This is a genomic window from Pirellulales bacterium (assembly GCA_036499395.1).
Classification (GTDB): domain Bacteria; phylum Planctomycetota; class Planctomycetia; order Pirellulales; family JACPPG01; genus JACPPG01.
Genome location: DASYDW010000086.1, coordinates 1 through 23,416, shown reverse-complemented (window position 1 = coordinate 23,416; position 23,416 = coordinate 1). Strand labels below are relative to the sequence as shown.

The following is a 23,416-nucleotide window of genomic DNA, read 5'->3' as shown; positions in this document are numbered from 1 at the left end:
GATGAGCGGCACGGCGTGAGAACCAACTGCGTGGCTCTCACGCCAGCCTTCTTTAAATCTGCATGCATCTGCGCAATCTGCGGATTAACGTCCTCGGAACCGTCGCGGTAGAGAATCTGGGGTCGCCTCAAGCCACGCCGTTTTTCTTGAACCATTCGAGCAGACGCTTCCAACCGTCGTCCGCCTTGTCTTGACGATAGGTTGGGCGATAGTCGGCATAGAATCCGTGCGGCGTGTCCGGGTAGAGGACGATCTCGCTGGGCTTGCCGGCGTCCTTGAGCGCCTTCTGCATCTTCTCGACGCTTTCGACCGGGATGCCCTGGTCCGCGCCGCCGTACAAACCCAGTACCGGCGCCTTGAGCGCGTCGACCAGGTCGATCGGGTTCTTGGGATGCAACTCGTCGGTGTTGGTGATCAGTCGGCCGTACCAGGCGACGCCTGCTTTCACATCGGGATTGTGGGCCGAATAGAGCCACGTGATGCGGCCGCCCCAGCAGAAGCCGGTGATGCCGAGCTTCGCGGTATTTCCCTTGCCTGACTTCTTGGCCCAGGCGACCGACGCATCAATGTCGGACATGACCTGCGCGTCGGGAACTTTCGAGACGACCTTGGCGATGATCTCTGCGATGTTTTCCATGTTCGAGACATCGCCTTGCCGGGCGTATAATTCCGGCGCGATGGCCAGATAGCCCAGCTTGGCGAAGCGGCGGCAGATATCCTTAATGTGCTCATGTACGCCGAAAATTTCTTGCACGACGATCACGACGGGAAAAGGACCGCCCGAGGCCGGCATCGCTCGATAGGCGGGCATCTCACCGTCCGTGACGGGAATCTTCACTTCGCCCGCGACCAGTCCCTTGTCATCGGTCGTGATCGTCTCGGCGGATACGGGACGCACGGCCAAGGCAAACCCCGCGGCAAGCGAGGTCACGACAAACGTGCGGCGGTTGAAATCGGCTTTGCCCAACAGGCTCAACATTTCTTCGCGAATGGCTGGCGTGGACATAATCTTGCGATGCTCCTCAAAAGGCGTGTTCATTGCCAATGGTTGATTAGCTAGAAACGGCCTATCAACGATGCGTTATCGCGATCGGCCGTATGATGCCGCTCAACATACCCGGTTGAATCGTGGTTCGCTACGATTGGGACAGGTTGCTGGCACTCGCCCAAAGTGTGGGGAATTTTATTTTCTGAGGTGACAAATTGCATGGCGCTCTCGATTTCTTAATGTACGCGCTGATCGCCAGATGATTGGCGCCGCCAGGCCAACGTGTCAGGAAGCACTCTTGTCCACGGATTGGAACGAACTAGTTCGCCGAGAGGGGCCGGGCGTGTATAGCGCGGCATGGCGGATTCTCGGCCACGAGGCGGATACCGAGGACGTCGTGCAAAACGTCTTTCTCGAGGCGCACCGCTTGTGGTGTACGCGGCCGACTGCTGAATGGATTGGTATTTTGCGCTCCATGGCCACGCGCCGGGCGCTCGATCAATTGCGGCGGCGCCGGAGCTTTGCCGCGACGGACGAATTGCTGACCGTGCCGGCAACCGACGATCCCGTGGCCAATGCCATCGAGCGCGAATTGGCGGCACGCCTCGCGCAAGTTCTGGCAGACCTGCCGACACGCGAGGCCGAGGTGTTCTGCCTGCGGTTCTTCGAAGATTTCTCCTACGAACAAATTGCGGCCCAGCTAGGCATCAGCGGCAGCGCCGTTTCGACGGCACTGAATAAAGCGCGGACGAAGCTGGCGGTTGCGTTGGAACGAACGTGCAAGGGGGACTGATATGGGAGACAAGCCATTAGCCGTCGACGAGGGCAACTTGTCCGATGCGTTGCGAATGGCCGTTAAGACATTGCGCGAAAGGCCAATCCAGCAGGACTCGCTAACGCGGAGTTTAGCATCGGCCCAGGAGCTAGCGTTGCGTGAAACACTGGCAGAGCCGGCCGAACACGAAACGATACGGAAATCCAAGAATGCGTTCGTTCTCAATCGACGCCGGTCGCGGAGTTTGATTCGCGTCGCCGTGCTTTCGGCCGCGACAATTCTCGTCGCGGCGATTGTGCCGACAGCGTGGCGCGCGACCGAGCCGCAGACGAGTTGGGCCCAGGTCGTCGAGGCCGTCAAATCGCGACCATGGGTTCGTTGCGTTGAGGACAGACAAGATCCGGGGAGGTTCGAGGCCTGGTCCAATCAGGATCGGCAGAAATTATGCTTTCGTCGCGAACGCTGGCTGCATTTCGCCAATTTGCAGACACGCCTCTACGAGATTTATGACGTGGACCAGAATCTGATCAGGCGCGCGCCGGTAGATTCCGAAGGTTTATTGCTGGAGGTAGTCGGCGGGTTGCAGATGTTTTTTCAGCTAACAGATGGGATACCCAAGGAAGGCAGCTTCGTCAATTCACAAGAGCTGGCACTATCGCGTCGCGAGGTGAAAGCCGTCGTTGATGGTCATGAATGGATTGACTTCATATTTACGACGTCTCGATTTAGCTTTACGGTGCGAGTCGACGCTAAAACGCATTTGCCTGCGAGCTTAATTCAACCTGAATCGGCGCCTTGGTTATTCGAATATCCTACAAAGGGGCCGAACGACGTTTATGAATTTGGTGCGCCTGCAGATGCGGGGGTGCTCGATTGCCGGCCACCAATGGAAGTTGCAAAGATTCGGCTGCAATTACGTGCGGCTGCAAACCGGCTCGGCGATTACGTCGGGTACATTGTGCACCTTACCGCGGGCGAGGCCACGGAAGTCGCGCGCGTGTGGCGCGCGGGGCGTCGGTTTCGATGCGAACGTGCCCTGGCTACGCCGCCCGCTTCGCATATTGCAGATTTGGCTCTTCCCATGTCCATCGCAAATGAAGCGACTTGGATCGCCAATCTTGATCGAAACTTGACCTTTGTGCCGACAGAAGTATTCGACGGTGAGACCGTCTGGCAGCGAGCCGACAGTGATAAGGCTCCGCAGCAGGTATGGAACGTCGTGCGGCATACGGGCTCCGATCGTGACGGGGATTGCGATCTATTCCGCCCGTTCATCTGGGAGATGCCGCATAATTATTTGTTTCCCGAAGTTAGTTATTTGTGCGAAGTCGATCGCGCCGAGTTCACGAAGCGACCGGACGACGGCCCTGCTGGATCAGTTCGCATCCGATCGCATATGACGGATGTCTTTACCGGATCAGGAAGCTACGAGCCGTGTTATTCAGAAATGTGGCTCGATCCCGCGCGTGGGCATGCTTGCCTGAGATACTTTCGCACCGAGAACGATCGCCGTCCACCGAAGAGAGAATCAAAGGTCTGTTGCGAAATGGACGGGTTCCGGCAGCACAGCTCGGGCGTCTGGTATCCGACGATCGTGCGCCGATGTGATGACGACGGGAAAGTACTTGCTGGCGAACAAGCTGAGGAGCTGCGGATGTATTGGGACTTCGATCGACCGGTACCAGCCGAGGCGTTTACGCGATCGATCGAGCCGGTGCGCGACCGCTGAGGTGTGAATCACGCGCGCGGAACGACTTGCCGCTACATCAATTCGCGCAGTGGTTGCGCATCGCCGGCGACCAAGTATTGCGGCCGGCCTGACAGGTCGGGCACGGTGACCTGTGTGGCGTCGATGCCCAGCGTGTGATAGAGCGTGGCGAATAGTTCGGCGAATTTCACCGGACGCTCGATCGGCTCGCCGCCCAAACGGTCCGTGGCGCCGATCACCTGACCCATGCGCAGTCCGCCGCCGGCCAGTAATCCAAAGGCGACGCGCGGCCAATGATCGCGTCCTACGTTCGCATTGATCGTGGGGGTACGGCCGAAGTCGCCCCACACGGCCACGGTGACATCGTTTTCCAATCCGCGGTCACGCAGGTCATCCAATAGCGCCGAGAAGGCACGATCGAAGACGACTAAATCTTCGCGGCAGCGGTCGAAGCACGATCCATAAGGATGGCCGTGCCAGTCCCATTTGCTGTAATTCACGGTCACGACCCGCGCCCCGGCCTCGACCAGGCGGCGCGCGGCGAGAAAACTTTGCGGCACGCGCGGCGCGCCGTTGTCATCGATGAATATTTTCGGATCGCCGGTGCCGTAGCGCTCGACCGTCTGTGGTTCTTCGCGTGACAGGTCGAGCGCCTCGGCCAGTCTGGACGATGTCAGCACGCCCATCGCTTGCGAGGTAAAAGCATCGAGTCCCGACATCATGCCACGCGCATCCGTCTCGCGACGAAACCGGTCGACGCTCGACAGCAACCGGTGCCGATCGTGCAGCCTGTCTTGGGTTATGCCACGCAAGACGAGGTCGTCGCGGCCATCTCCAAGAGGACGAAACGGCGTGTGCGCCACGCCCAAAAAGCCCGGCCCTGGTTCGTTGTAAGGCGGATGCGTACACGGATAGCAAAGGCTGACGTACGGGGGCACGTCGGTCGTCACGGCACCTTGCAGCCGAGCCACGGTTGCGCCGACAGTTGGCCAGGCACCACTCGCAGCACCGGCGCGCAGGTCGCGCCCCGTAAAGCATTGAAACGCATCGTGATCCGCCTGGGAGTCCGCAATCGAACGTACGATCGCCATGCGGTCCATGCGCTGAGCAAGTTGCGGCATGTGCTCACAGATGTCAATGCCTGGCACGTTGGACTTGATCGGCCGGAAAGGTCCGGCCACTTCGCGCGGGGCGTCGGGCTTCAAATCGAACATGTCCAGATGCGGCGGCCCCCCGACGAGGTAAATCAAGATCAGCGACTTATGCCGTTTGCTCGCACCGGCCTGGGCTTCGGCGGCGAAGAGTTGCGGCAACGTCAGCCCAGCCGCCCCCAGGGAGCCGATCTGCAAGAAGTTTCGCCGCGAGAGGCGATTGGGATGCTGCTTGTCGCCGTGCGGTCCTGGCAGGTTCAGCATGACGCACGCTTCCGCTTCTGGGCAGAAATTGGCGGGGGGGTGGCGGGCGGAGTGACTCGGCGGACAACTCGTGCCCGAGGAGTTAATTGCGACCGTCAGAATAACAGTCACCGGCTTGCGCAGGCAAGATTTTTTGCCGGCGAATATCGGCATAAAGTCTTTCCAACAAGGTGGCTTCGAGCTTGACGTGAGGCGCCGGATGCAATTAGGATTACGGGGTTGAACGGCGAATAATATTGCCCAACCTTTACATCCGGTTTCGTGCTGCACGCTCTTGGCGTGCGATTCACCGGGATATTCTCATGCGACGCCAGCAATTCCGAAGCGCGACGAGCCTGTTCGCCGCAGCGGCCTATTTGCTGGCTATTGCGCTCAGCAGTCTGTCGCACGTCCATGTGCATCCGCTGGCCGACGGCTCGCACGAGACCGCGGTCGCCGACCATTGCGGCGCACACAATCACGACGGCGATCATCATTGTGATCACGACCAGGGCATCGCTATCGACAGTGTTGCTGTCGACAGTGATGCTGTCGACTGGGCCGCCGACGGCCACGACTCCCACGATGCAGGCCATTCACCGCTTGCTCACGACGACGATTGCAATATCTGCCAATTCCTCGGCCGACCGATTCTGGCAGTAACGCCGTTCGCGCTGTCCGAGACATCGGAACCGGTCTCACCGCTTCCCACGGCTGCCGCGCCCGAGGCGCAACCGATTGTCGTAGTTGCCACTCAGGCCCGCGCCCCTCCTCGCGCCGCTCACTCGATCTGAGCTGCGTCTTTTCCAGCCGTCCGTAATTTGCTGCGCTGCAACTGTTGCGCGCTTACGCGAATTGATCGGCGGTTTTTCGAATGCGCGGATGTTCGTGACTCTGGCCAGGCCCGAGCGCGATACCGCGCGACCAGCGACTGCGAACCTGCAAGAAAGTTGGACGCGAACGCTGGTCCTGAATTCATTTAAGGGATAAATCCGTGATTCATAGAATCAACAAGAAGCTGACGCCGAGCGGATTTACGCTCGTCGAATTGCTGGTCGTGATCGCGATCATTGGCTTGCTGGTCGGGCTTTTACTGCCCGCCGTACAAGCCGCTCGCGAAACTGCCCGGCGCACGCAGTGCACGAACAATCTCAAGCAGATCGGTTTGGCTCTGCAGAACTATCACGACAGTCAGCGGTTCTTTCCGCCAGGCTATATCGATCGCAACACGCCGCCGGTCAACACCCCGGACTTGGATCTGGGGCCTGGCTGGGGATGGGCCGCGTTCTTGCTTCCCTACCTTGAACAGGGCAATACGTCGAGCCAGATCGACTTCTCGCAAGGCGTCGGGCTGGGGCCGAACGTCGCCGTTTCGCAAATGTCGCTGCCGTTTTACCAATGTCCGACGGATCCGCTGCAGGATCCGTTCGCGATCTATGACAACACGATGACTGCGCCGATCGCCACGGTGGCGCACGGAAATTACGTCGGCTGCAACGGCTGGGAAGAATGCTTTTGGAATTCCGGAGGCGCTGGAACCGGATCGGGCAGTGGCGCGGATGGGCTGATCGGCGGCGCAGGCCCGCAGGGAAACGGCCTGTTCTTTCGCAATAGCCGGTACACGATTGCCAACGTTACGGACGGCCTGAGCGGCACGATCATCGTCGGTGAACGTTCGAGCGATCATTCTCCCAGCACCTGGACCGGCGCGGTCACGGGCGGATTGTGTCCGGCCTGGATGGCGGGCCAAACGCCGAATTCGGCGCCGCCGGGCCCCGCCTATGACAACACCGACTACAACGAGGCTCTGGTCCTGGCCCACGGCAATGCCACGCATGTGCCGAGCGCCGATTTTCCGATTTTCGATCCTGACGTGTTCTATAGCATGCATGCCGGCAAGGGAGCGAATTTCCTCTTCGGCGATGGCTCGGTGCGGTTCCTGACCTCGGGCATTGATCCGATGACCTATCAGTACCTGTGTACGATCGCCGGCGGTGAGCCGACGACCACTCCATGAGTGCCGCCATGCAAGAAACTCACCAACTGCAGGGACGTACAAAATGGGTTCTGCTGCTAGGACTGATCGCTTGCTCTGCCTGCAGCAAAGCAAAAACGACTGACGAACTACTGGCTGATCTTAACTCGACCCACGAGCGAGATCGCATCATCGCGGTGCGATTGCTGCCGGATCATAAAGCGGATGCGGAAAAAGTTGTGCCGGCGATGATCGCCTGCCTGAAGGACGACGGAGGCGATATCCGTTTAAGCGCCGCTATAGGACTGGGGAACTTTGGCGCCGCCGCCAAAGATGCCATTCCCGCGCTGCGCGAGGCGGAAAAGGATCGTGACGTGCGAGTGATCCGCGCGGCGGGCGTCGCTCTGACGCGCATCGATCCGACGTTAACTCCGAAGCCCCAGCCCGTGAAGCGGCGCAGGAAGTAACTTCAAACGAAAAAGGGCCGCCTGCCCCGAACGGCAGGCGGCCCCCAGTGGATGTGCCCGAGCGAGCAATCGTAGTCGGGCTGCAGTCGCTTGCGCAATTTCGCTAAATGCAGCCCAAGACGTCCAACAAGGACGAAACTATCGCTTACATCGTGCGAGCGATCATCATCGCTTGCTGGATGCCGCGAGGGTGGCGGCACCCGTGATTCGTTTCCGGAACGGTCACGATTTCGGCTCTTCATTGACGCTACCGCGGCGCGTCGTGCGGCGTCGCACCGCTGCGCTGGCCAGGCCGAGAGCCAGCAACGCGAAGCTGCCGGGTTCGGGCACGCCACTGGTGGTGACCGGTGCTCCTGCGCCGCTCGTGTGTAGCCAATTCGACGATACGAGCGCCAGGTCTTGTCCGTTGACGATGCCGTCATGATTGACGTCCCCGGTGACACCCGATCCGGCGTGTAGCCAATTCGACGAAACCAGCGCCAAGTCTTGTCCGTTGACGATGCCGTCGCCGTTAACGTCACCAGTAAGAGACGCGAGCGAGGTAACATCGAGCAGGATTTGGCCCGGGGTCGAGGTTTCGTCGAGCTTGTATGAGAAGCCGGTCGGTAATGTGCCGAGCGACAGGCCGCTATCGATAAGCGAACCGGTGTACGAGAACAATTCGTAGATGCCCGCACCGAAGCCAGTAAGTGCTGAGACACTCAGCGAGCCGGCCAAGGTCAGGTTACCGTTGACCACGGTTAAATCATTCGCCCCCGATGTACCATGCGCACCAAGCTAGTATTGGATCTTGGAAGCCGCGTCGAGCGACGTGTCGCCCAGGGTCAGCGTGGCAGCGGTCAATGCACCAGCACTCGGCGCGAGCGTGCTTCCCAGCAGGCTCACCGGTCCGCTGATCGTGCCCGAGCCGGCCAGGGTTGCCGAGGTCAGCACCACGGCGCCGATGCCGGTCGCGGAACCGGTGGTATTGGAAACGTTCAGCGTACCTCCGGTGACGGTGGTTCCACCCGAATAGGTGCCGGCGCCACTCAGTGCGCCGTTAGAAGTTCTGCGGTAGCACTTCACCGGAATCCTTCGAACCGAGCGCGCGCCACACATTGATGTCGATCGCGTTGGCGACAAACCGCGCGCTGCCGTCGACCAGCCCCAGGCCCACGCCCCCGTTGTGTCGGCTGCAGGCAGTGGTGGCGCCACCGTTGGTATTGGGACTGTTGCCGCGGGGGCAGCTCCAGGTGTTGGGCGCCATGACGTGGTTGTAGCGCGTGGTCATGTAGTTGCCGTTGATCCAATCACGGCCTGCGTAGGATGTCTGGTTGCTCGCGCCCACCTGCGCACTGGTATTCAGGGCCATGCACTTCGTGTAGACCTGTGTCGCCGTTGCGGTATTGCCGTTGTTGGCAATCTGCAGGAAGTCGCTGAACACCTCGACCGTGGTGTCATCGCCGTCACCGAGGACTTTCTCGCTGAACAGCGCAGTGTTCGACGTGCCGTCCGTAACCTGGCCGATGCGCACGCTGGTCTTGGTCAGAAAAATACCGTTGTTCGTCTCTTTGGCGGTCACGTCACCGTCGTTGACGGTCGTGCCCACGTCGTTGCCGGCGTTGGCGCGATAGTTGTTGCGTCCCCAAGCGCCAAGGACCGCATCGAATTGGTCCGCGGATAGCGACGGATCGCTCATCCGATCTTCAGAATCCGTCGGGCAGCGGAAGCCCGGGATATTGATGTATTTGACGTTGTTGGTGCCCGTGCCGGCTGAGAGATTGATCTGGGCGAAAACCGCACTCTGCTCGAGAAATGGCAACAACATCACGTGCTGGCTATAGGTATTAGGCTGTTGCCGACCTATCGGGAAAACCATGTTCGCATCGTGAAACGACAGCGCAGCCAGTCCCAGTTGCTTAAAGTTGTTGATGCACTGCGTGCGCCGGGCGCTTTCGCGCGCCGCTTGCACGGCCGGCAGCAAGATGGCGATCAAAATACCGATGATCGCAATGACCACCAGAAGTTCGACCAAGGTAAAACCGTGCGGGGCGCCGACAGGCGCGCCCGCGCCCTGACGAAGTGAGGAACGTCGCATCGTTGACTCCATCAACGATTTCTGTGCGCGCTTCCGGAGGACCGGTCAGCTACGCACGATTGGCAAAATGAGCTCCCGAGATCGGGTCGCCAATACGCGAATCAGGCACCGCGGAATTCCCCGGACAAGCGTTGCGTCACGCAACCGCCGAGGAAACTCGCCTAGCTACAACAGCCGAACGACGTCGCCCGAGGTGCCCAAGATTGAGCTGAAAAAGCGATCACGGCCACGCGTCCGTGGGCTCGTGATCGCTGCAAAATCGATGCGGACCGCAACCGCGGCAAGGGAGTGCCGGTTGCCAAAATCGCATCAATTGAGAGTTGGTCGCTGGAAAATGGAAAATATCGCTGTGACATGCGCGACTCCTAATAAGTCGTAACGCGTGCCTCCGGAATTCCAGTCAGCGACGCTTGAGTTTTTTGGACTCAACAACATGGTCGATGGGATTAAACATCACCAATTCGATCACATTGCGTGTGATTATTGGAATTCCGGCTGAATTGTCAAGAGGGCATTTTTAAGGAATGTCGATCGGTCGCCAGGAGTCCGCACCTAAGCGTTTCTATTCAAAGTACTTACGAATCTGATCTGTCTCGGGCGGGTTTGGGTTGTTCCTTGGTTGCCGGATTTGCCGATATTGCCAATGAGTGCGGATATTTCCCGTCTGCACGCTCCCCGCGGCCGCAAGTTCCCCTGTCGGCCTCGCCCCATTCCTAGACTGTTCCCACCCCTCAAATCGTCTGATTCCCGAAGGATTTCGCGCATGGAGGCAATCGCGCCTCGGCGTCTGACGACATCGTCGTCCGTTGCCGGATCGAAACCGCGCGCGTTCGGTCGCGATTGGCGACCGTGCGCAGGCGCCGGCGCGCACCTGCGATCCGTGCGATCGCTTGGAATCAGCGTGCGAACTTTGGCCTGCGCGCTGGTCGTGCTTAGTTCTGGTTGTACTAGCTTCCGCGAGTATGTATCCAACGGATTCAAAGTTGGACCGAACTATCGGCGCCCGCCCGCGCCCGTGGCCAACGATTGGATCGATGCCGAGGACATGAGGCTGCGCAAGGAAGAATCGCCGGAGCTTGCGCATTGGTGGACGGTGTTTCAGGATCCGGTCCTCGACGAACTAGTGGCTGATGCCTATCGACAGAATCTGACACTGCGCGAAGCCGGCTTTCGTATTCTGCAGAATCGCGCCATGCTCGGCATTGCCGTCGGTGGCTTTTTCCCGCAGCAGCAATACGCGTTCGGCGACCATACCCGCAACGCGATCAGCACTCAGGTCGCCAACCGTGGCTTCGTGCTCGATCAGTACTATCCACAGTGGGATGGGGGATTCACGCTCAACTGGGAGCTGGATTTCTGGGGGCGCTTCCGTCGCGCGATCACCGCGGCCAATGATCGGTTGGACGCCTCGGTCGAGGATTTCGACGCGGCGTTGGTGACGATGCTTGGCGATATCGCGCAGGCCTACGTGCAGATGCGCATCTACGAACAGCAAATCGCACTGACGCGCGCGAACGTGCAATTGCAGCGCGAAACGCTTGCCATCGCGACGGCTCGCTATAAGGGAGGTCTGGTCACGGAACTCGACGTCGATCAGGCGCAGAGCATTTTGTCAGAGACCGAAGCACAGATTCCGCAGCTTGAAATCTCGCTACGGCAAACCAATAACCGCCTGTGCGTGCTGCTGGGCATACCGGCCGAGGATCTGGTACGGCGCATGGAGCCTCGTTCGATACCGATCGTTGGGCCCGAGGTGGCGGTCGGCATTCCGGCCGACCTGGTGCGCAGGCGGCCCGACGTGCGCCGCGCCGAGCGCAATGCCGCAGCGCAAGCCGAAAACATCGGCATCGCCGAATCGGATTTCTATCCGGCTATTTCGCTGAATGGCACATTCAGCTATTCGGCGGAAGAGTTTCAGAACTTGTTTAACGCCCGAGCTTTATACGGCGCTTGGGGGCCGACGTTTCAGTGGAATTTGCTGAACTACGGCCGCATTCTGAACAATGTGCGTGCTCAGGACGCCGTCTTTCAGGGACTCGTGGCGCACTATCAGCAAACCGTTCTGACGGCCAGCCAGGAAATCGAAAACGGCATCGTGGTGTTCCTGAAATCGCAGGTGCAGACGCGCTACATGGCCGAAAGTGTGACCGCCGCCAAGAAGGCCGCGGTGGTCGCGATTGCGCAATATCAGGGCGGACTGACTGACTTCAATCGCGTGTCGCTAGTGGAACAGAATTTGGTCCAGCAGCAGAACCTGTACGCGCAAGCTCTTGGTTCGATAGCGCTGGGGCTGGTGCAGACTTTTCGCGCGCTGGGAGGCGGGTGGGAGATCCGCCTCGATCCTTCGGCCGGCGCATTGCCTGGGCTGCCGCCGCCGGATGCCCGTCGTGACCCGGAAAAGATTCCGGCGCCTTCGCCGCTGCTGGATCCGCCCGCTGTGCACGGACCGATTCCGCCGCTGCCGCCGCCGGACGGCCCGCTGGGTATGGTGCGACCATTGCCGAGCGTCGATTCCCAGGCAGCAAATCGAATTGTCCCGTCGTCGCGTGTTGTACCCACGAGCGTCACTAATAGCGCTGTGCGGCAAGCTCCTGGTGGCTCGCGCGGAGGCGTTCCATGAGGCAAACGTTGACGGCCCTCGTCGTGCTGGCGTCGATCGTGAGCGGGACTGGCGAATCGAGAGCAGGATTTCCTTGGGCTCGACGCGATGTCTGTTCGCCGCCATGCGGCGTTTGCGACACCTGGTGTTGCGACGATTATTGCCGTAAGCCGCTCCCTGGTGCGCCGCCTTGCCCAGGTTGTTGTGGTCCGAACGATTATTGCCGCAAACCGCTTCCCGGCCCGCCCCCCTGCGTCTGCGGCACGTGCGACGACTACTGTCGCAAACCACTTCCCGGTTGCCCGCGCAATTGCGAACCGTGGTACCGTTGCGCGCCGACGAACCCGGCAGGCATCTATGTCCTTCCCGCTTCGCCGCAGCAGGCAACTTCGTATGCCACGCAACCAGCGACGAAATGATGATGGCGTTTGCTTAGTGTTCGACGTTCGCTGCGGCGGCCGGCGCATCCGCATTCGTCGCGGGGGACTTGCCGAACCATTGAATGACATAATAGAAAACCGGCGTCAAAAAAATGCCGAACAGCGTTACGCCTAACATGCCGCTAAAAACGGCCATTCCCAGGGTCTGCCGCATTTCAGCACCGGCGCCGTGCGCGAGCACCAGCGGCACCACGCCCAGAATGAACGCAAATGACGTCATCAGAATAGGTCGCAAACGCAGCCGGCATGCTTCGAGCGCGGCTTCGCGCAGGGGCACGCCCGCTTCTTGCTGCTGCTTGGCGAATTCGACGATCAGAATCGCATTCTTGCTCGCCAGTCCGACCAGCACGACCAGGCCGATTTGCGTGAAGATATTGATGTCCATGCTGGATGCCGTGACCCCGATCACCGAGCACAGCAAGCACATCGGTACGACCAAGATCACGGCCAGCGGCATCTTCCAGCTTTCGTACTGCGCCGCCAGTACCAGGAACACGAACACTACGGCCAGGGCGAAGACATAGACCGCGGTGTTGCCGGCCTGCAATTGCATGTAGGTCAGTTCGGTCCAGTCGAAGGCCATCGACCGCGGCAACTCTTTTTGGGCGATGTCCTGCATAATCTTGATCGCCTGGCCCGAGCTGATGCCCGGGGCCACGTTGCCGTTGATCGCCGTGGCGGAATACATGTTGTAGCGCATTACGGCGGCGGGCCCGCTGGAATTGCGCACGTCGAGAACCGTTCCCAGCGGTACCATTTCGCCGCGCTTGTTCCGAATCTTGATCAGCGAGATATCCTCGATGCGGTCGCGAAAGGGCGTGTCGGCCATAACATTCACCTGCCAGGTGCGGCCGAACTCGTTAAAGTTGTTCACGTAGTACGAACCGAGATAGACTTGCAACGTGTTGAACACTTCGGCCATCGACAGCCCTACGGCCAGGCATTTCGTTCGATCGATGTCCAGATAGAGCCAGGGTGTGTTGACGCGCGTGCTCGCGAACATTCCGTCGAGCTCAGGCGTGGCATTACCATTGGCCACGATCCGATCGGCAACGGATTCCAGTTCGGGTAGCCCCAGGTTGCCTCGGTCTTCGACGATCATCTTGAAGCCGGCTGTGGTGCCAAGTCCGTCGATCGGCGGAGCGCCAAAGATGCTGACAACCGCATCGTTGATCTCGGCGTGGCATTGCTGGCGAATCTTCGCGGCCACGTCGTCGGCCGTGATGCCGCGGCGTTCGCCGAATTCCTTCAGCATGACGTACATCGAGCCCAAGTTCGGCGCATTGGCTCCCAGCAGCAACGATTGTCCGGAAATACCCACGGTGTGCGAAACACCGGTGGTTTGATGGGCGATGTCGTCTAGCCGCGCCATCACGGCCTCGGTTCGTGCCACTGTGGCCGAGTCGGGCAGTTGCACGTTGACCAGCAGGTACCCCTTATCCTGTTCGGGCACGAAGCCCGTCGGCGCCCGGCGGAATTCTTCATAGGTCAACCACAGAAGTCCGCCGTAAAGCAGCAGCACGATCACGCTGACACGCAACAGCATTCCCACGGCGCGTGTGTAGGCCGACGTGCCGATCGTGAACGCGCCGTTGAACAGCCGGAAGAACCAACCCAGCGTGAAATCGAGCACGCGGGTCAGCGGGTCATGCAGCGCGTGGCGCGGTCGTAGGATCAAGGCCGCCAGTGCCGGGCTGAGCGTCAAGGAATTGAATGCCGAAATTACGGTTGACGTGGCAATGGTCACTGCAAACTGCCGGAAGAATTCACCGGTGATGCCGCTAATGAAGGCGCACGGCACGAACACGGCACACAACACCAGCGCCACGGCGATCACGGGGCTCGTAACCTCGTCCATGGCCTTGCGGGCGGCGTCACGCGGCGAAAGCCCTTCTTCCAGCCAGCGCTCGACGTTCTCCACGACCACGATCGCATCGTCCACGACAATGCCGATCGCCAGAACCAGTCCGAACAGCGAAAGGTTGTTGAGCGAGAAACCGAGCGCCGCCATAGCCGCAAAGGTTCCGACCACGGCCACGGGCACAGCGATCAAGGGAATCAGCGCGGCTCGCCAGTTTTGCAAGAACACCAACACCACGATCGCGACCAGGATGATCGCGTCACGCAGCGTCTTAAACACTTCGCCGATCGACTCCTTGATAAAGGGGGTCGTGTCGTAGACGATTTCATACTTCATGCCGTCCGGGAAGCGGGATTTCAATTCTTCCATCTTGGCGTACACTCCCTGCGCCGTTTGCAGGGCATTCGACCCGGGCAGTTGGTAGATCGACAGCGCCACCGAGGGTTTGCCATCCAAAGTGCAGGACTGATCGTACTGCTGCGAGCCAAGCTCGATGCGTGCCACGTCGCGCAATCGCACGATGCTGGTCGATTGGCTTTGCTCGTTATTCGGCGTTGTGCCGCCGCTTTGGCCAGAGCCACCGGTGGGCGTTGTGGCCTGGTTCTGCCCGACCTTGATGATGATGTCAGCGAATTGTTCGGGATCGATCAAACGGCCGAGGGTATTGATCGTTAATTGAAACTGTTGCCCGGGAGGAATCGGGGGCTGACCGATCTGTCCGGCCGCCACCTGCAGATTTTGCTCGCTGATTGCCGCTACGACGTCCTCGGCCGTGATCGCCATCGCGGCCAGCTTTTCCGTATCGAGCCACGCCCGCATGCTGTAATCACGCTCGCCCAGGTATGCGACGTTGGCCACGCCGGGCAGACGCCCCAGCTCATCACGAATCTGAATCGTGGCGTAATTGCTCAAGAAGATGTTGTCGTACCGCCCGTCCGAAACCAAGTTGACGATCATCATCGTCGATGGTGACATCTTCTTGACGTTGATCCCTTCGCGTTGCACCAGATCGGGAATCACCGGTTCGGCCAATTGCACGCGATTCTGCACGAGCACCTGGGCCATGTCCGAGTCCATGCCCAGCTTGAACGTCACGGTCAGGACGTAGGCCCCGTCGTTGGTGCATAGGGAGGACATGTAGATCATGTTCTCCACGCCGCTGACCTGCTGCTCGATGGGGGCTGCCACGGTGTCGCGCACTGTCAGCGCGTTGGCTCCGGGATAGAGCGCCGTCACGAGGACCGTGGGGGGCGTGACGTCCGGATACTGCGCCACGGGCAGGGCGAATAGCGCGATCGCGCCAGCGAGCGTTGCCACAATGGACAACACCGAGGCGAAGATCGGCCGGTCTATGAAAAAATGCGAGATCACAGTAACTACTCTTTTTCTGTTGGCTCGGGGCACGCGGTAGGACCATGCGCGGTTCGTGGCACGTGGCGCAGACGCGTGACCAGTGTGGTACTGATCACGCCCAAGACGATACCCAATAGCAGAGCCACGGGCAGGCTGATGTGGGTGACCATGTACAGCAATCCGCCGGCGATCAGTCCGGCCAATCCGCCCAGCATGGCCGAGCCATAACGTTGCACGGCAGGCCTGCAGAAAAACGGCGTTTCGCCCAGGCCTTCGATGACCAGGAAGAATACCGGCGTAAAGAAGATTCCGAACAGCGTCACGCCCAACATCCCGCTGAAGACGGCGGTGCCCAGTGCTTGCCGCATCTCGGCGCCCGCCCCTTGGGCTACAACCAACGGCACCACGCCCAGGATGAAGGCGAACGACGTCATCATGATCGGCCGCAGCCGCAGCCGGCACGCCTCGCGCGTGGCCTCGCGCAGCGGCTGCCCTTCATCGCGCAGTTGCTTGGCGAATTCCACGATCAGAATTGCGTTTTTGCACGCCAGGCCGACGAGCACCACCAGGCCGATTTGCACGAAGATATTGATCGCCATGTGGGCCATTGCCACGCCGACGATCGACGACAGCAAGCACATCGGCACGACCAGGATCACGGCTAGCGGCAGCGACCAACTTTCATACAAGGCCGAGAGCGCCAGGAAAACGAACACCACGGCCAGCCCAAACACGTACATCGCCGTATTGCCGGCGCGGATTTGCATCAGCGTCAGCTCAGTCCATTCGGTCTTCATCGACCGGGGCAACGCTGAGACCGCCATCGAGTCGATCATCTTGATCGCTTCGCCGGAGCTGAGCGTAGGAAATATCACACCATTGACGGGCGCCGCGGGATAAAGATTATAGCGCGTGACCATGATCGGCCCATTCACTTCGCGCATATCGACCAGCGTGCTCAAGGGGGCCATGTTGCCTTGATTGTTGCGCACTTTCAGAATATTGATGTCCTGCTCGCGATTACGAAACTGGGCGTCGGCCATGATGTTGACTTGCCACGAGCGGCCGAAGTCATTGAAGTTGTTGACGTACAACGATCCCATGTAGATCTGCAGCGTGTCATCCAGATCCTGGATCGTGACGCCCATGGCGCGGACCTTGCTGCGATCGATGTCCATGTACAACTGCGGTGTGTTCGAGCGGAACATCGTGAACACACCGACCAGGCCGGGCGTTTTCAATAATTCCTCGATCAACTGGTCGGTGTATTTTTGCAGCGACGGCAAGCCCAGCGAACCGCGGTCCTCGACCATCAGCTTAAAACCGCTGGCCGTACCGATGCCAGGCACCGGTGGCGCGCCGAACACGCTGACCATCGCTTCGGGAATCTCGCGTTTGAAGGTCTCGCGTAATTGATACATGATCGCGTCGGCCTTCAAGTCTTCCGACCGACGCTTGTCGAAGGGATCGAGCACGACGAACATCGAGCCGAAGTTTGCGCTATTGGCCGTGAGCAACACCGACTGACCCGAAACGGCCACCGTCACGCGGACGCCGGGCGTTGCCCGAGCCAGCTTGTCCACTTTGCGCATCACGTCCTGCGTGCGTCCCACGGCCGAAGAATCGGGCAACTGCACGTTTACCAGCAGCCAGCCCTGATCCTGTTGCGGGATGAAACCCGTTGGCATTTTTGCGAACAGGCCGTAGGTAACGACCAGCAGCCCCAGGTAAACCAACAGCACAATCACGGACAGACGCAGGAACCAGCCGACCATGCGGGCGTAAATGTCTGTGGCGAAATTGAACGTGTGATCGAACGCGCGAAACAGCCACCCCAGCGTAAAGTCGAGCAGACGCGACAAGATATCCTTCGGGCCGGAACGCGGGCGCAATAACAACGCCGCCAGGGCCGGGCTGAGCGTCAGCGAATTGAAAGCGGAAATCACGGTCGATACGGCGATCGTCACCGCGAACTGTCGAAAGAACTGCCCAGGAATACCGCTGATAAAAGCGCACGGCACAAACACCGCGCACAACACCACGGCCACTGCGATCACGGGGCTCGTGACCTCATCCATGGCGCGGCGGGCGGCTTCGCGTGGGGCCAGGCCTTTTTCCAGCCAGCGCTCGACGTTCTCGACCACGACGATCGCATCGTCGACCACGATGCCAATGGCGAGCACCAACCCGAACAGTGAGATGTTGTTCAAGCTAAAGCCCAGCACCTGCATCACGGCGAAAGTGCCAACGATCGCCACCGGCACAGCTACCAGCGGAATCACCGTGGCCCGCCAGTTCTGCAAGAACAAGAGCACGACGATCGCGACCAAGACAACGGCTTCGAACAGCGTGTGGACCACATCCTCGATCGATTCGCTGATGAACGGCGTGGTGTCGTAACCGATTTCGTAGTCGACGCCGTCAGGGAATCGCGATTTCAGCTCGCGCATTTTGGACTTCACACGATCGGCTACGTCCAGGGCGTTGGTGCCCGGCAGTTGGTAGATCGCCAAACCCACCGACGGCTGCCCATTGAGCATGCTGCTCTGGTCGTATTGTTGCGCGCCCAGTTCCACGCGTGCGACGTCCTTCAAGCGGACGATCTGCGGCGTAACGCCGTTGGGTCCACCGTCGAAGGTCTTGATAATGATGTCGCCAAACTGTTCTGGCTTGGTCAGTCGCCCCAGCGCGTCCATTGGCATCTGAAACGCGGTGGGGGATTGTGTGGGCTGCTGGCCGAACGAGCCCGGCGAGACTGCCTGATTCTGCCCCTTGATGGCCTGGGCCACTTCGGCAGCCGTGATACTGCGCGACGCCAGCAGCTCGGGGTCAAGCCACGCGCGGATGCTGTAGTCGCGCTCGCCCAGGTAGTTGATGTCAGCCACGCCTTCGAGCCGGAACAATTCGTCCTTGATGTAGATCGTGGCGAAGTTGCTCAGGTAGATATTGTCGTAGCGGCCGTCGGGCGAGTAGAAGCTGACCGCCAGCAGAATGTTCGGCGACTTTTTCTTGATCGTCAGCCCTTCTTGCTGCACCGAGGTGGGCAATTGCGGCATCGCCAGCGAGACGCGGTTCTGAACCATCACGAGCGCCGTGTTCAGATCGGTCCCCAGGTCGAACGTGACGGTCAGATTGTACGAGCCGTCGTTGCCCGACTGGCTCGACATGTAGAGCATCCCCTCGACGCCATTGACCTGCTGTTCGATCGGCGCGGCGACAGTATCGGCGACGACCTGCGCGCTCGCGCCGGGGTAAGTCACCGAGACTTGCACCGTAGGGGGCGTGATCTCGGGGTACTGTGACAACGGCAACGAGAGCATCGCGATCGCGCCGGAAAGCGTGATCACGATCGACAGCACCGACGCGAAGATGGGGCGATCGATGAAAAATCGCGATATCATCGGGCCGCCCTACGGGGTAGAGCCCTGCGAGGCCGGAGCGGAATCCGCAGCCTTACCCGGTGCGGCCGGAGTGGCTGCCGGCGCGGCGGGAGTAGTCGCCGGCTTCGCTTGCGGTCCCTTCTCGGGTGCAGCAGCCTCTTTTTCCGGCGCTTTCTTTTCATCCGCGGGCTTGTCGAGTTTCGCCGCGTCGGGCTTGGCCGTCGCCGGTATGCCGTTGGCCGCGGCTTGCGACTGTGCCGCCTCCTCGACCGGAATTGGCATCGAAATCTGTTCCGGTTTTACTTCCATCAGCGGGCGAATTTGCTGCAGGCCGCTGATCGCAACCCAATCATCCGCCTGCAAGCCATCGGCGATGACGCGCAGTCCGTCGTCTTCCAACGGGCCCAGCGTTACCCGACGGTACTGCACCTTGTTCTGTGCATCGACGACGTAGAGGTATTTCAAGCCTTGATCGGTACCGACGGCGCGGTCGGTGACCAACAGGGCTTCGTGTGGCTCGCCCAAGGGGATGCGGACGCGGACGAACAAGCCCGGCGAAAGCAGCCGAACGCCGTTTTTCGGTTCCTTATTATCGAACTTCCCACGCAGCGTGATCGTGCCGGTGTACGGATCGATTTTGTTGTTGATGAAGTTCACGATGCCGTCGTGCGGATAGCCGGGCTCGCCCTGCAAGCCCATCATGATCGGAATTTCACCGGGGCCGCGGGGGCGCAGCTTTCCGGCATTGATCGCGTTGCGAATTCGCAATAGCGTCCGCTCGTCGACGTCGAAATAGGCATAGATCGGATCGAGCGAGACGACGGTCGTCAGCAGCGTCTGATCCTGATTCACCAGGTTGCCGAGCGTGAAGTAATAACGACTGACCTGCCCATCGATCGGCGACTTGACTTCGCAGAACTCGCGATTCAAACGATTGACTTCGACGTTGGCCTTGGCGGCGTCGACGTCGGCCAAGGCTTCTTCCTCGGCCGCTTCGTACTTGTTCACATCCTGGACGCTGATGGCACCGGGCGTTTTGCCGGTTTCCTTGGCCAGCGAATTATTCGCCTGCGCCACCTTCAGCCGCGCCTTGGCCAATTCGAGCTGCCCGAGCGCCTGATCGAGTTGCGCCTGATAGGGACGCGGATCGACCTCGAAGAGCAGTTCCCCTTCTTTGACGTCGCTTCCTTCGCGGAACGGCATCTTGGTGAGATATCCAGTGACGCGCGGGCGGATATCGACCGAGTACACCGCGTCGGTTCGTCCGGTGTAGTCGATATAGTCGACAACTTTGCGCTGCACGGGCCGGCTGACGTCAACGATCGGCGGGCCAGAGTCCGACGGCGGTGCCTGGCGGCGGCCGCAACCATGCGCAGCACCGAACAGCACGAGCATCGAAATCCACAGCACGCGGGGCTTCATGCCGAAAGTCCGCACAGAACGCAAAAAGGCGAGATTGACAATAGCGCAAGGAAATATAGCCCCGCGCAAGTGCAAAAAACCCAGAGAAATAGGGCAATTTTGAGTGAATTAATGGGCGAGCTGAGCCGAGGCGGGATCGCTATTGCGCAAGAATTTCGAAAGTAAGCGCCGCACCTATCTGTTCGGTGCCGATGACGAGTGTGTGAGCCCGGCTATTGGCTGGAATCTACGACCTTGCTTCAATCGCTCTGACATACTTGTTGTAGACAGCCAAGACGTCACTGTACGCGTCGGTGATTTCTCTGTTCGACCATTGTCGAAGTCGGTATCTCCCTTTCTTTCTAATTGAATGCATAATCGCATTCCGCATGGTGATCCCCGTTGCACATGCGTTTATTTCGTTAGCCGACGGCCGTTCATTCTCTTCCATGAACAAGAACGGGGTCAATTGATTAAGAACAAACAATCCCTCGGTGCGAAGTAGGTCCGCGACTCGGCTTTCAACGACCTTGTTCCGCTCTTCTTCATCCAGGATATGCATAAACCGACTCTGCAATCCGAGCCGCAACATCGCAGCGTGCGCTCCTTCCAACGCGATCACAGAATAAAGCAATGCGGCAACATAGTCCTTATTGGCCATTCGAGTTTTGGCATCGAGAGCAAACTCATAAAAGATGTATTCATGCTTGAGGTCTAACGACCGCTTTATCCCCTCGAGTAGTGTGAGAGGGAGATCGCCAAAGTCGCCGTGAACTTGCTGTAGCACGATTGATCCGCAGGAATCAGCGAATTTGAAGCATTCCGACCAATTGGGCACCTGCCCGAATCGGCCGACATACGCTATCTCGCATTTCATGCTGTCGAACAACTCCATATTGGTCAGACGCGCGAGGGCCTGCCCCCCAAAAAGCATTTGAGTAGTAGTTTGATATGCCACTATGAAGTCGTTAATTGCACATAAAGCGGCAAAATGCCGTGACGGCATATTGATTAGCTCTGCGTTCGGCGCGATTCTGCGTACAACATCGACGTCGATTCCCAGATTCCAAATCGCGATGCCAATGTCAGACTTGAGTGCTTCGATGGGCGTTGCAGGAGTAGTGCTTGCCATCTGGTGCAAAAGCTCCTGCGTCGTTAGTTCGCTAGGCACGACGAGGCTATTCCTGACGAAAATATCGGTCTTATCGTCGTATTTGAACGAGAAGGTCTTTCCGACGCGAAGGCGAAACGGCAGTCGCAAAATGTAAATGGCGGCAATGTCGTCCGCTCTCAATTCCTCGGGCGATACTGTTTGATCGACCATCGTAACGGAAATTGGCATTAGGCTTGCTCCGCCGTGTGATTCCTTTTTCAGATCCTACACTAGTTGCTGCGTAATCTCACCGAAGTAAGTCGTGTCTTCCTGGAACTTCACGGATGACGGTATCATGACGTAACTCAGCGCCTTGCAGCGCAAAAACATGGCCACGCAACTTGCGTGGCCATGGCACCCGCGGTCGGGTGGCTCCTCTTCGGTTTCTACGTCATCTTCTAACTATCGCGTCACGACTTGGCCGGCTTCTCGGTCGGGTCGCTTTCGACCAGTTGCATGACTTGCTTTGTCATGCGGTCGGCGAAGGCTTTGAATTCGCCTAGCGCCGGGTCGGTCGATTCCGACTGGAAGCCTGATTTCTCGGAGACGAGCAGACTGACGAGCAAGCCCAACAGTCCGGTCGTTTGTCCCGCAGGGCCGGCGCTCGCGCCGTCGCCGCCGGCCGCACCGGCCACGAAGACGCGCTCTGGCACCAGTGGTTGCGTGCTCTTGGACAATTGCTCGGCCAAGAGCGACATGGCGTACAACCGTGGATCGCGGTACGAGGCGATGCGCTGGAACAGCACCGCGGCCTCGGACAGACCGACGTGCGCAATCTTCTGCGCCTCGCCGCGACCGGCCAACTCGCGTTGCCGCGCGTCGGCTTCGGCCAAGACGACCGTCTGCTCGGCCTGGCGGCGCGAACGGGACAATTCGCCGTCCGACACGACCACGACCTGTTCGGCCTGCTTGCGAGCACGGGCCAGGTCTGCCTCGCCATTACTTTCCGAAATCTGGATTTGCACCCGGGCGTTGGTCAACTCGGTTTGCTTGTTGGCCTGGGCCTGGGCTTCGTTCAGGATGCGCAGCTTGTCAGCCGCGGCCCGTTGACGCTCGTAGGTTTCCAGTTGCTCGAACGAAAGCTGCCGTTGACGCAACTGCTCGAGCAGCGTTTCGATCTTCTGGTCGCCGTTTTGCGAATCGGGCTTGCCGATCAGGACGTCGACGCATTCGATATCGAATTCTCGAAACCTTCGGCGCAGCACTTCCCGCGCCTCGGCCTGGATCGTATCGCGCTCGTGCAATAGCTCGAGCATCGTTTTCTTGTGCGCTACGTCGCGGAAGAAAGCTGACAACATCGGATCGAGCGTCTGCGTAATCAATCGCTTTACATCGCCGAAACGCTGGATGACGCTGGGGGCCCGCTGGTAGTCGATATGCACGACCACCGACAAGGGGAGCAGCGGTTCATACGCGTCCTTGGTCACCAGGTCGATCGAACGCAGACTTTCGTCATAGCGGTGCGACTCGCTCTTGCCAGTGATCCAATGCAGCACGAAATTCGTCGTCGGCACCAGCACGATATTGCCGGCGAAGGTGTTAAACGGATACTTGCCCGGGCCGAGCGGACGCTCCCACACGCCACGTTCCCCTTCGGCCACGCGTTCGCCGTGGCGGAAGGCATCGCCCGACAGGTCGGTACCGTGGCGTCCGTAGTAACTGACGACGACGCCGACATAGCCGATCGGTACGACGGTCTTCGGAATTAATGTCCATGCGATGGGTCTAAATCCCTCGCCGTCAGGCGAACCCTTGAGGTTTTTCGGTTTGCTATGATCGGGTGATGGAAAAGTACCGGACTGGTTCGCATAGTCGCTTCGACCTGAAGTACCATTTCGTGTGGAT

16 protein-coding genes are annotated in these 23,416 nt (G+C 59.5%); 6 read left to right on the top strand and 10 right to left on the bottom strand.

Annotation, left to right across the window (positions count from 1 at the left end):
* Positions 1–127: 127 nt before the first annotated feature.
* Positions 128–1,006: a dienelactone hydrolase family protein gene (locus VGN12_16095; protein ID HEY4310973.1), complete on the bottom strand. Its 879-nt coding sequence runs from the start codon at positions 1,004–1,006 to the stop codon at positions 128–130.
* 280 nt (positions 1,007–1,286) lie between these two features.
* Here VGN12_16095 and VGN12_16090 point away from each other — a divergent pair, with 280 nt between their 5' ends.
* Both VGN12_16090 and VGN12_16085 read left to right on the top strand, forming a co-directional pair.
* Positions 1,287–1,781, top strand: coding sequence for a sigma-70 family RNA polymerase sigma factor (locus VGN12_16090; protein ID HEY4310972.1), 495 nt, complete (start codon positions 1,287–1,289; stop codon positions 1,779–1,781).
* A gap of 1 nt (position 1,782) precedes the next feature.
* Positions 1,783–3,492, top strand: coding sequence for a hypothetical protein (locus VGN12_16085; protein HEY4310971.1), 1,710 nt, complete (start codon positions 1,783–1,785; stop codon positions 3,490–3,492).
* Between the two features lie 32 nt (positions 3,493–3,524).
* On the opposite strand, the gene VGN12_16080 is transcribed toward VGN12_16085, so the two are convergent.
* Complete coding sequence (locus VGN12_16080) at positions 3,525–4,886, bottom strand: DUF1501 domain-containing protein (GenBank protein ID HEY4310970.1); 1,362 nt, start codon at positions 4,884–4,886, stop codon at positions 3,525–3,527.
* Between the two features lie 302 nt (positions 4,887–5,188).
* Between VGN12_16080 and VGN12_16075 the strand changes: the two genes are divergently transcribed.
* The 3 genes from VGN12_16075 (at position 5,189) to VGN12_16065 (ending at position 7,307) form a co-directional block, all read left to right on the top strand.
* Positions 5,189–5,659, top strand: a complete 471-nt coding sequence (locus tag VGN12_16075; protein ID HEY4310969.1) for a hypothetical protein — start codon at positions 5,189–5,191, stop codon at positions 5,657–5,659.
* A 200-nt stretch (positions 5,660–5,859) separates the two neighbouring features.
* Positions 5,860–6,882 carry a DUF1559 domain-containing protein gene (locus VGN12_16070; GenBank protein ID HEY4310968.1) on the top strand — a complete coding sequence of 341 codons (1,023 nt, stop codon included), beginning with the start codon at positions 5,860–5,862 and terminating at the stop codon, positions 6,880–6,882.
* Between the two features lie 8 nt (positions 6,883–6,890).
* The gene (locus VGN12_16065) at positions 6,891–7,307 is read left to right on the top strand and encodes a HEAT repeat domain-containing protein (protein HEY4310967.1); all 417 of its coding nucleotides are present in this window, start codon (positions 6,891–6,893) and stop codon (positions 7,305–7,307) included.
* Between the two features lie 222 nt (positions 7,308–7,529).
* Here the strand turns inward: VGN12_16065 and VGN12_16060 are convergent, their stop codons facing one another.
* The 3 genes from VGN12_16060 to VGN12_16050 are packed head-to-tail and all read right to left on the bottom strand — an operon-like array spanning position 7,530 to position 9,384.
* Positions 7,530–8,045: a dockerin type I domain-containing protein gene (locus VGN12_16060; protein ID HEY4310966.1), complete on the bottom strand. Its 516-nt coding sequence runs from the start codon at positions 8,043–8,045 to the stop codon at positions 7,530–7,532.
* A gap of 39 nt (positions 8,046–8,084) precedes the next feature.
* The gene (locus VGN12_16055) at positions 8,085–8,372 is read right to left on the bottom strand and encodes a hypothetical protein (GenBank protein ID HEY4310965.1); all 288 of its coding nucleotides are present in this window, start codon (positions 8,370–8,372) and stop codon (positions 8,085–8,087) included.
* Positions 8,347–9,384, bottom strand: a complete 1,038-nt coding sequence (locus tag VGN12_16050; GenBank protein ID HEY4310964.1) for a DUF1559 domain-containing protein — start codon at positions 9,382–9,384, stop codon at positions 8,347–8,349. Before VGN12_16050 ends, VGN12_16055 begins: the two co-directional genes overlap by 26 nt.
* 901 nt (positions 9,385–10,285) lie before the next feature.
* Here VGN12_16050 and VGN12_16045 point away from each other — a divergent pair.
* Positions 10,286–12,004, top strand: a complete 1,719-nt coding sequence (locus tag VGN12_16045; protein HEY4310963.1) for an efflux transporter outer membrane subunit — start codon at positions 10,286–10,288, stop codon at positions 12,002–12,004.
* A gap of 411 nt (positions 12,005–12,415) precedes the next feature.
* Here VGN12_16045 and VGN12_16040 read toward each other — a convergent pair whose 3' ends face one another.
* The 5 genes from VGN12_16040 to VGN12_16020 form a co-directional block, all read right to left on the bottom strand.
* Positions 12,416–15,655, bottom strand: a complete 3,240-nt coding sequence (locus tag VGN12_16040) for an efflux RND transporter permease subunit (protein HEY4310962.1) — start codon at positions 15,653–15,655, stop codon at positions 12,416–12,418.
* A 5-nt stretch (positions 15,656–15,660) separates the two neighbouring features.
* Positions 15,661–19,038 carry a multidrug efflux RND transporter permease subunit gene (locus VGN12_16035; protein ID HEY4310961.1) on the bottom strand — a complete coding sequence of 1,126 codons (3,378 nt, stop codon included), beginning with the start codon at positions 19,036–19,038 and terminating at the stop codon, positions 15,661–15,663.
* 9 nt (positions 19,039–19,047) lie between these two features.
* On the bottom strand, positions 19,048–20,439 hold the full coding sequence (locus VGN12_16030) for an efflux RND transporter periplasmic adaptor subunit (GenBank protein HEY4310960.1): 1,392 nt from the start codon (positions 20,437–20,439) through the stop codon (positions 19,048–19,050).
* A gap of 226 nt (positions 20,440–20,665) precedes the next feature.
* Positions 20,666–21,760, bottom strand: a complete 1,095-nt coding sequence (locus tag VGN12_16025) for a hypothetical protein (protein ID HEY4310959.1) — start codon at positions 21,758–21,760, stop codon at positions 20,666–20,668.
* 221 nt (positions 21,761–21,981) lie between these two features.
* Positions 21,982–23,416: SPFH domain-containing protein (locus tag VGN12_16020; protein ID HEY4310958.1), on the bottom strand; the 1,435-nt coding region annotated here is incomplete at its 5' end.

What these genes read in the sequence shown, in the direction of transcription:
- VGN12_16095 (HEY4310973.1), bottom strand. Translation starts at nt 1,006, where the DNA reads ATGTCCACGCCAGCCATTCGCGAAGAAATGTTGAGCCTGTTGGGCAAA.
- VGN12_16085 (HEY4310971.1), top strand. Translation starts at nt 1,783, where the DNA reads ATGGGAGACAAGCCATTAGCCGTCGACGAGGGCAACTTGTCCGATGCG.
- VGN12_16080 (HEY4310970.1), bottom strand. Translation starts at nt 4,886, where the DNA reads ATGCTGAACCTGCCAGGACCGCACGGCGACAAGCAGCATCCCAATCGC.
- VGN12_16075 (HEY4310969.1), top strand. Translation starts at nt 5,189, where the DNA reads ATGCGACGCCAGCAATTCCGAAGCGCGACGAGCCTGTTCGCCGCAGCG.
- VGN12_16065 (HEY4310967.1), top strand. Translation starts at nt 6,891, where the DNA reads ATGCAAGAAACTCACCAACTGCAGGGACGTACAAAATGGGTTCTGCTG.
- VGN12_16050 (HEY4310964.1), bottom strand. Translation starts at nt 9,384, where the DNA reads ATGCGACGTTCCTCACTTCGTCAGGGCGCGGGCGCGCCTGTCGGCGCC.
- VGN12_16035 (HEY4310961.1), bottom strand. Translation starts at nt 19,038, where the DNA reads ATGATATCGCGATTTTTCATCGATCGCCCCATCTTCGCGTCGGTGCTG.
- VGN12_16030 (HEY4310960.1), bottom strand. Translation starts at nt 20,439, where the DNA reads ATGAAGCCCCGCGTGCTGTGGATTTCGATGCTCGTGCTGTTCGGTGCT.
- VGN12_16025 (HEY4310959.1), bottom strand. Translation starts at nt 21,760, where the DNA reads ATGCCAATTTCCGTTACGATGGTCGATCAAACAGTATCGCCCGAGGAA.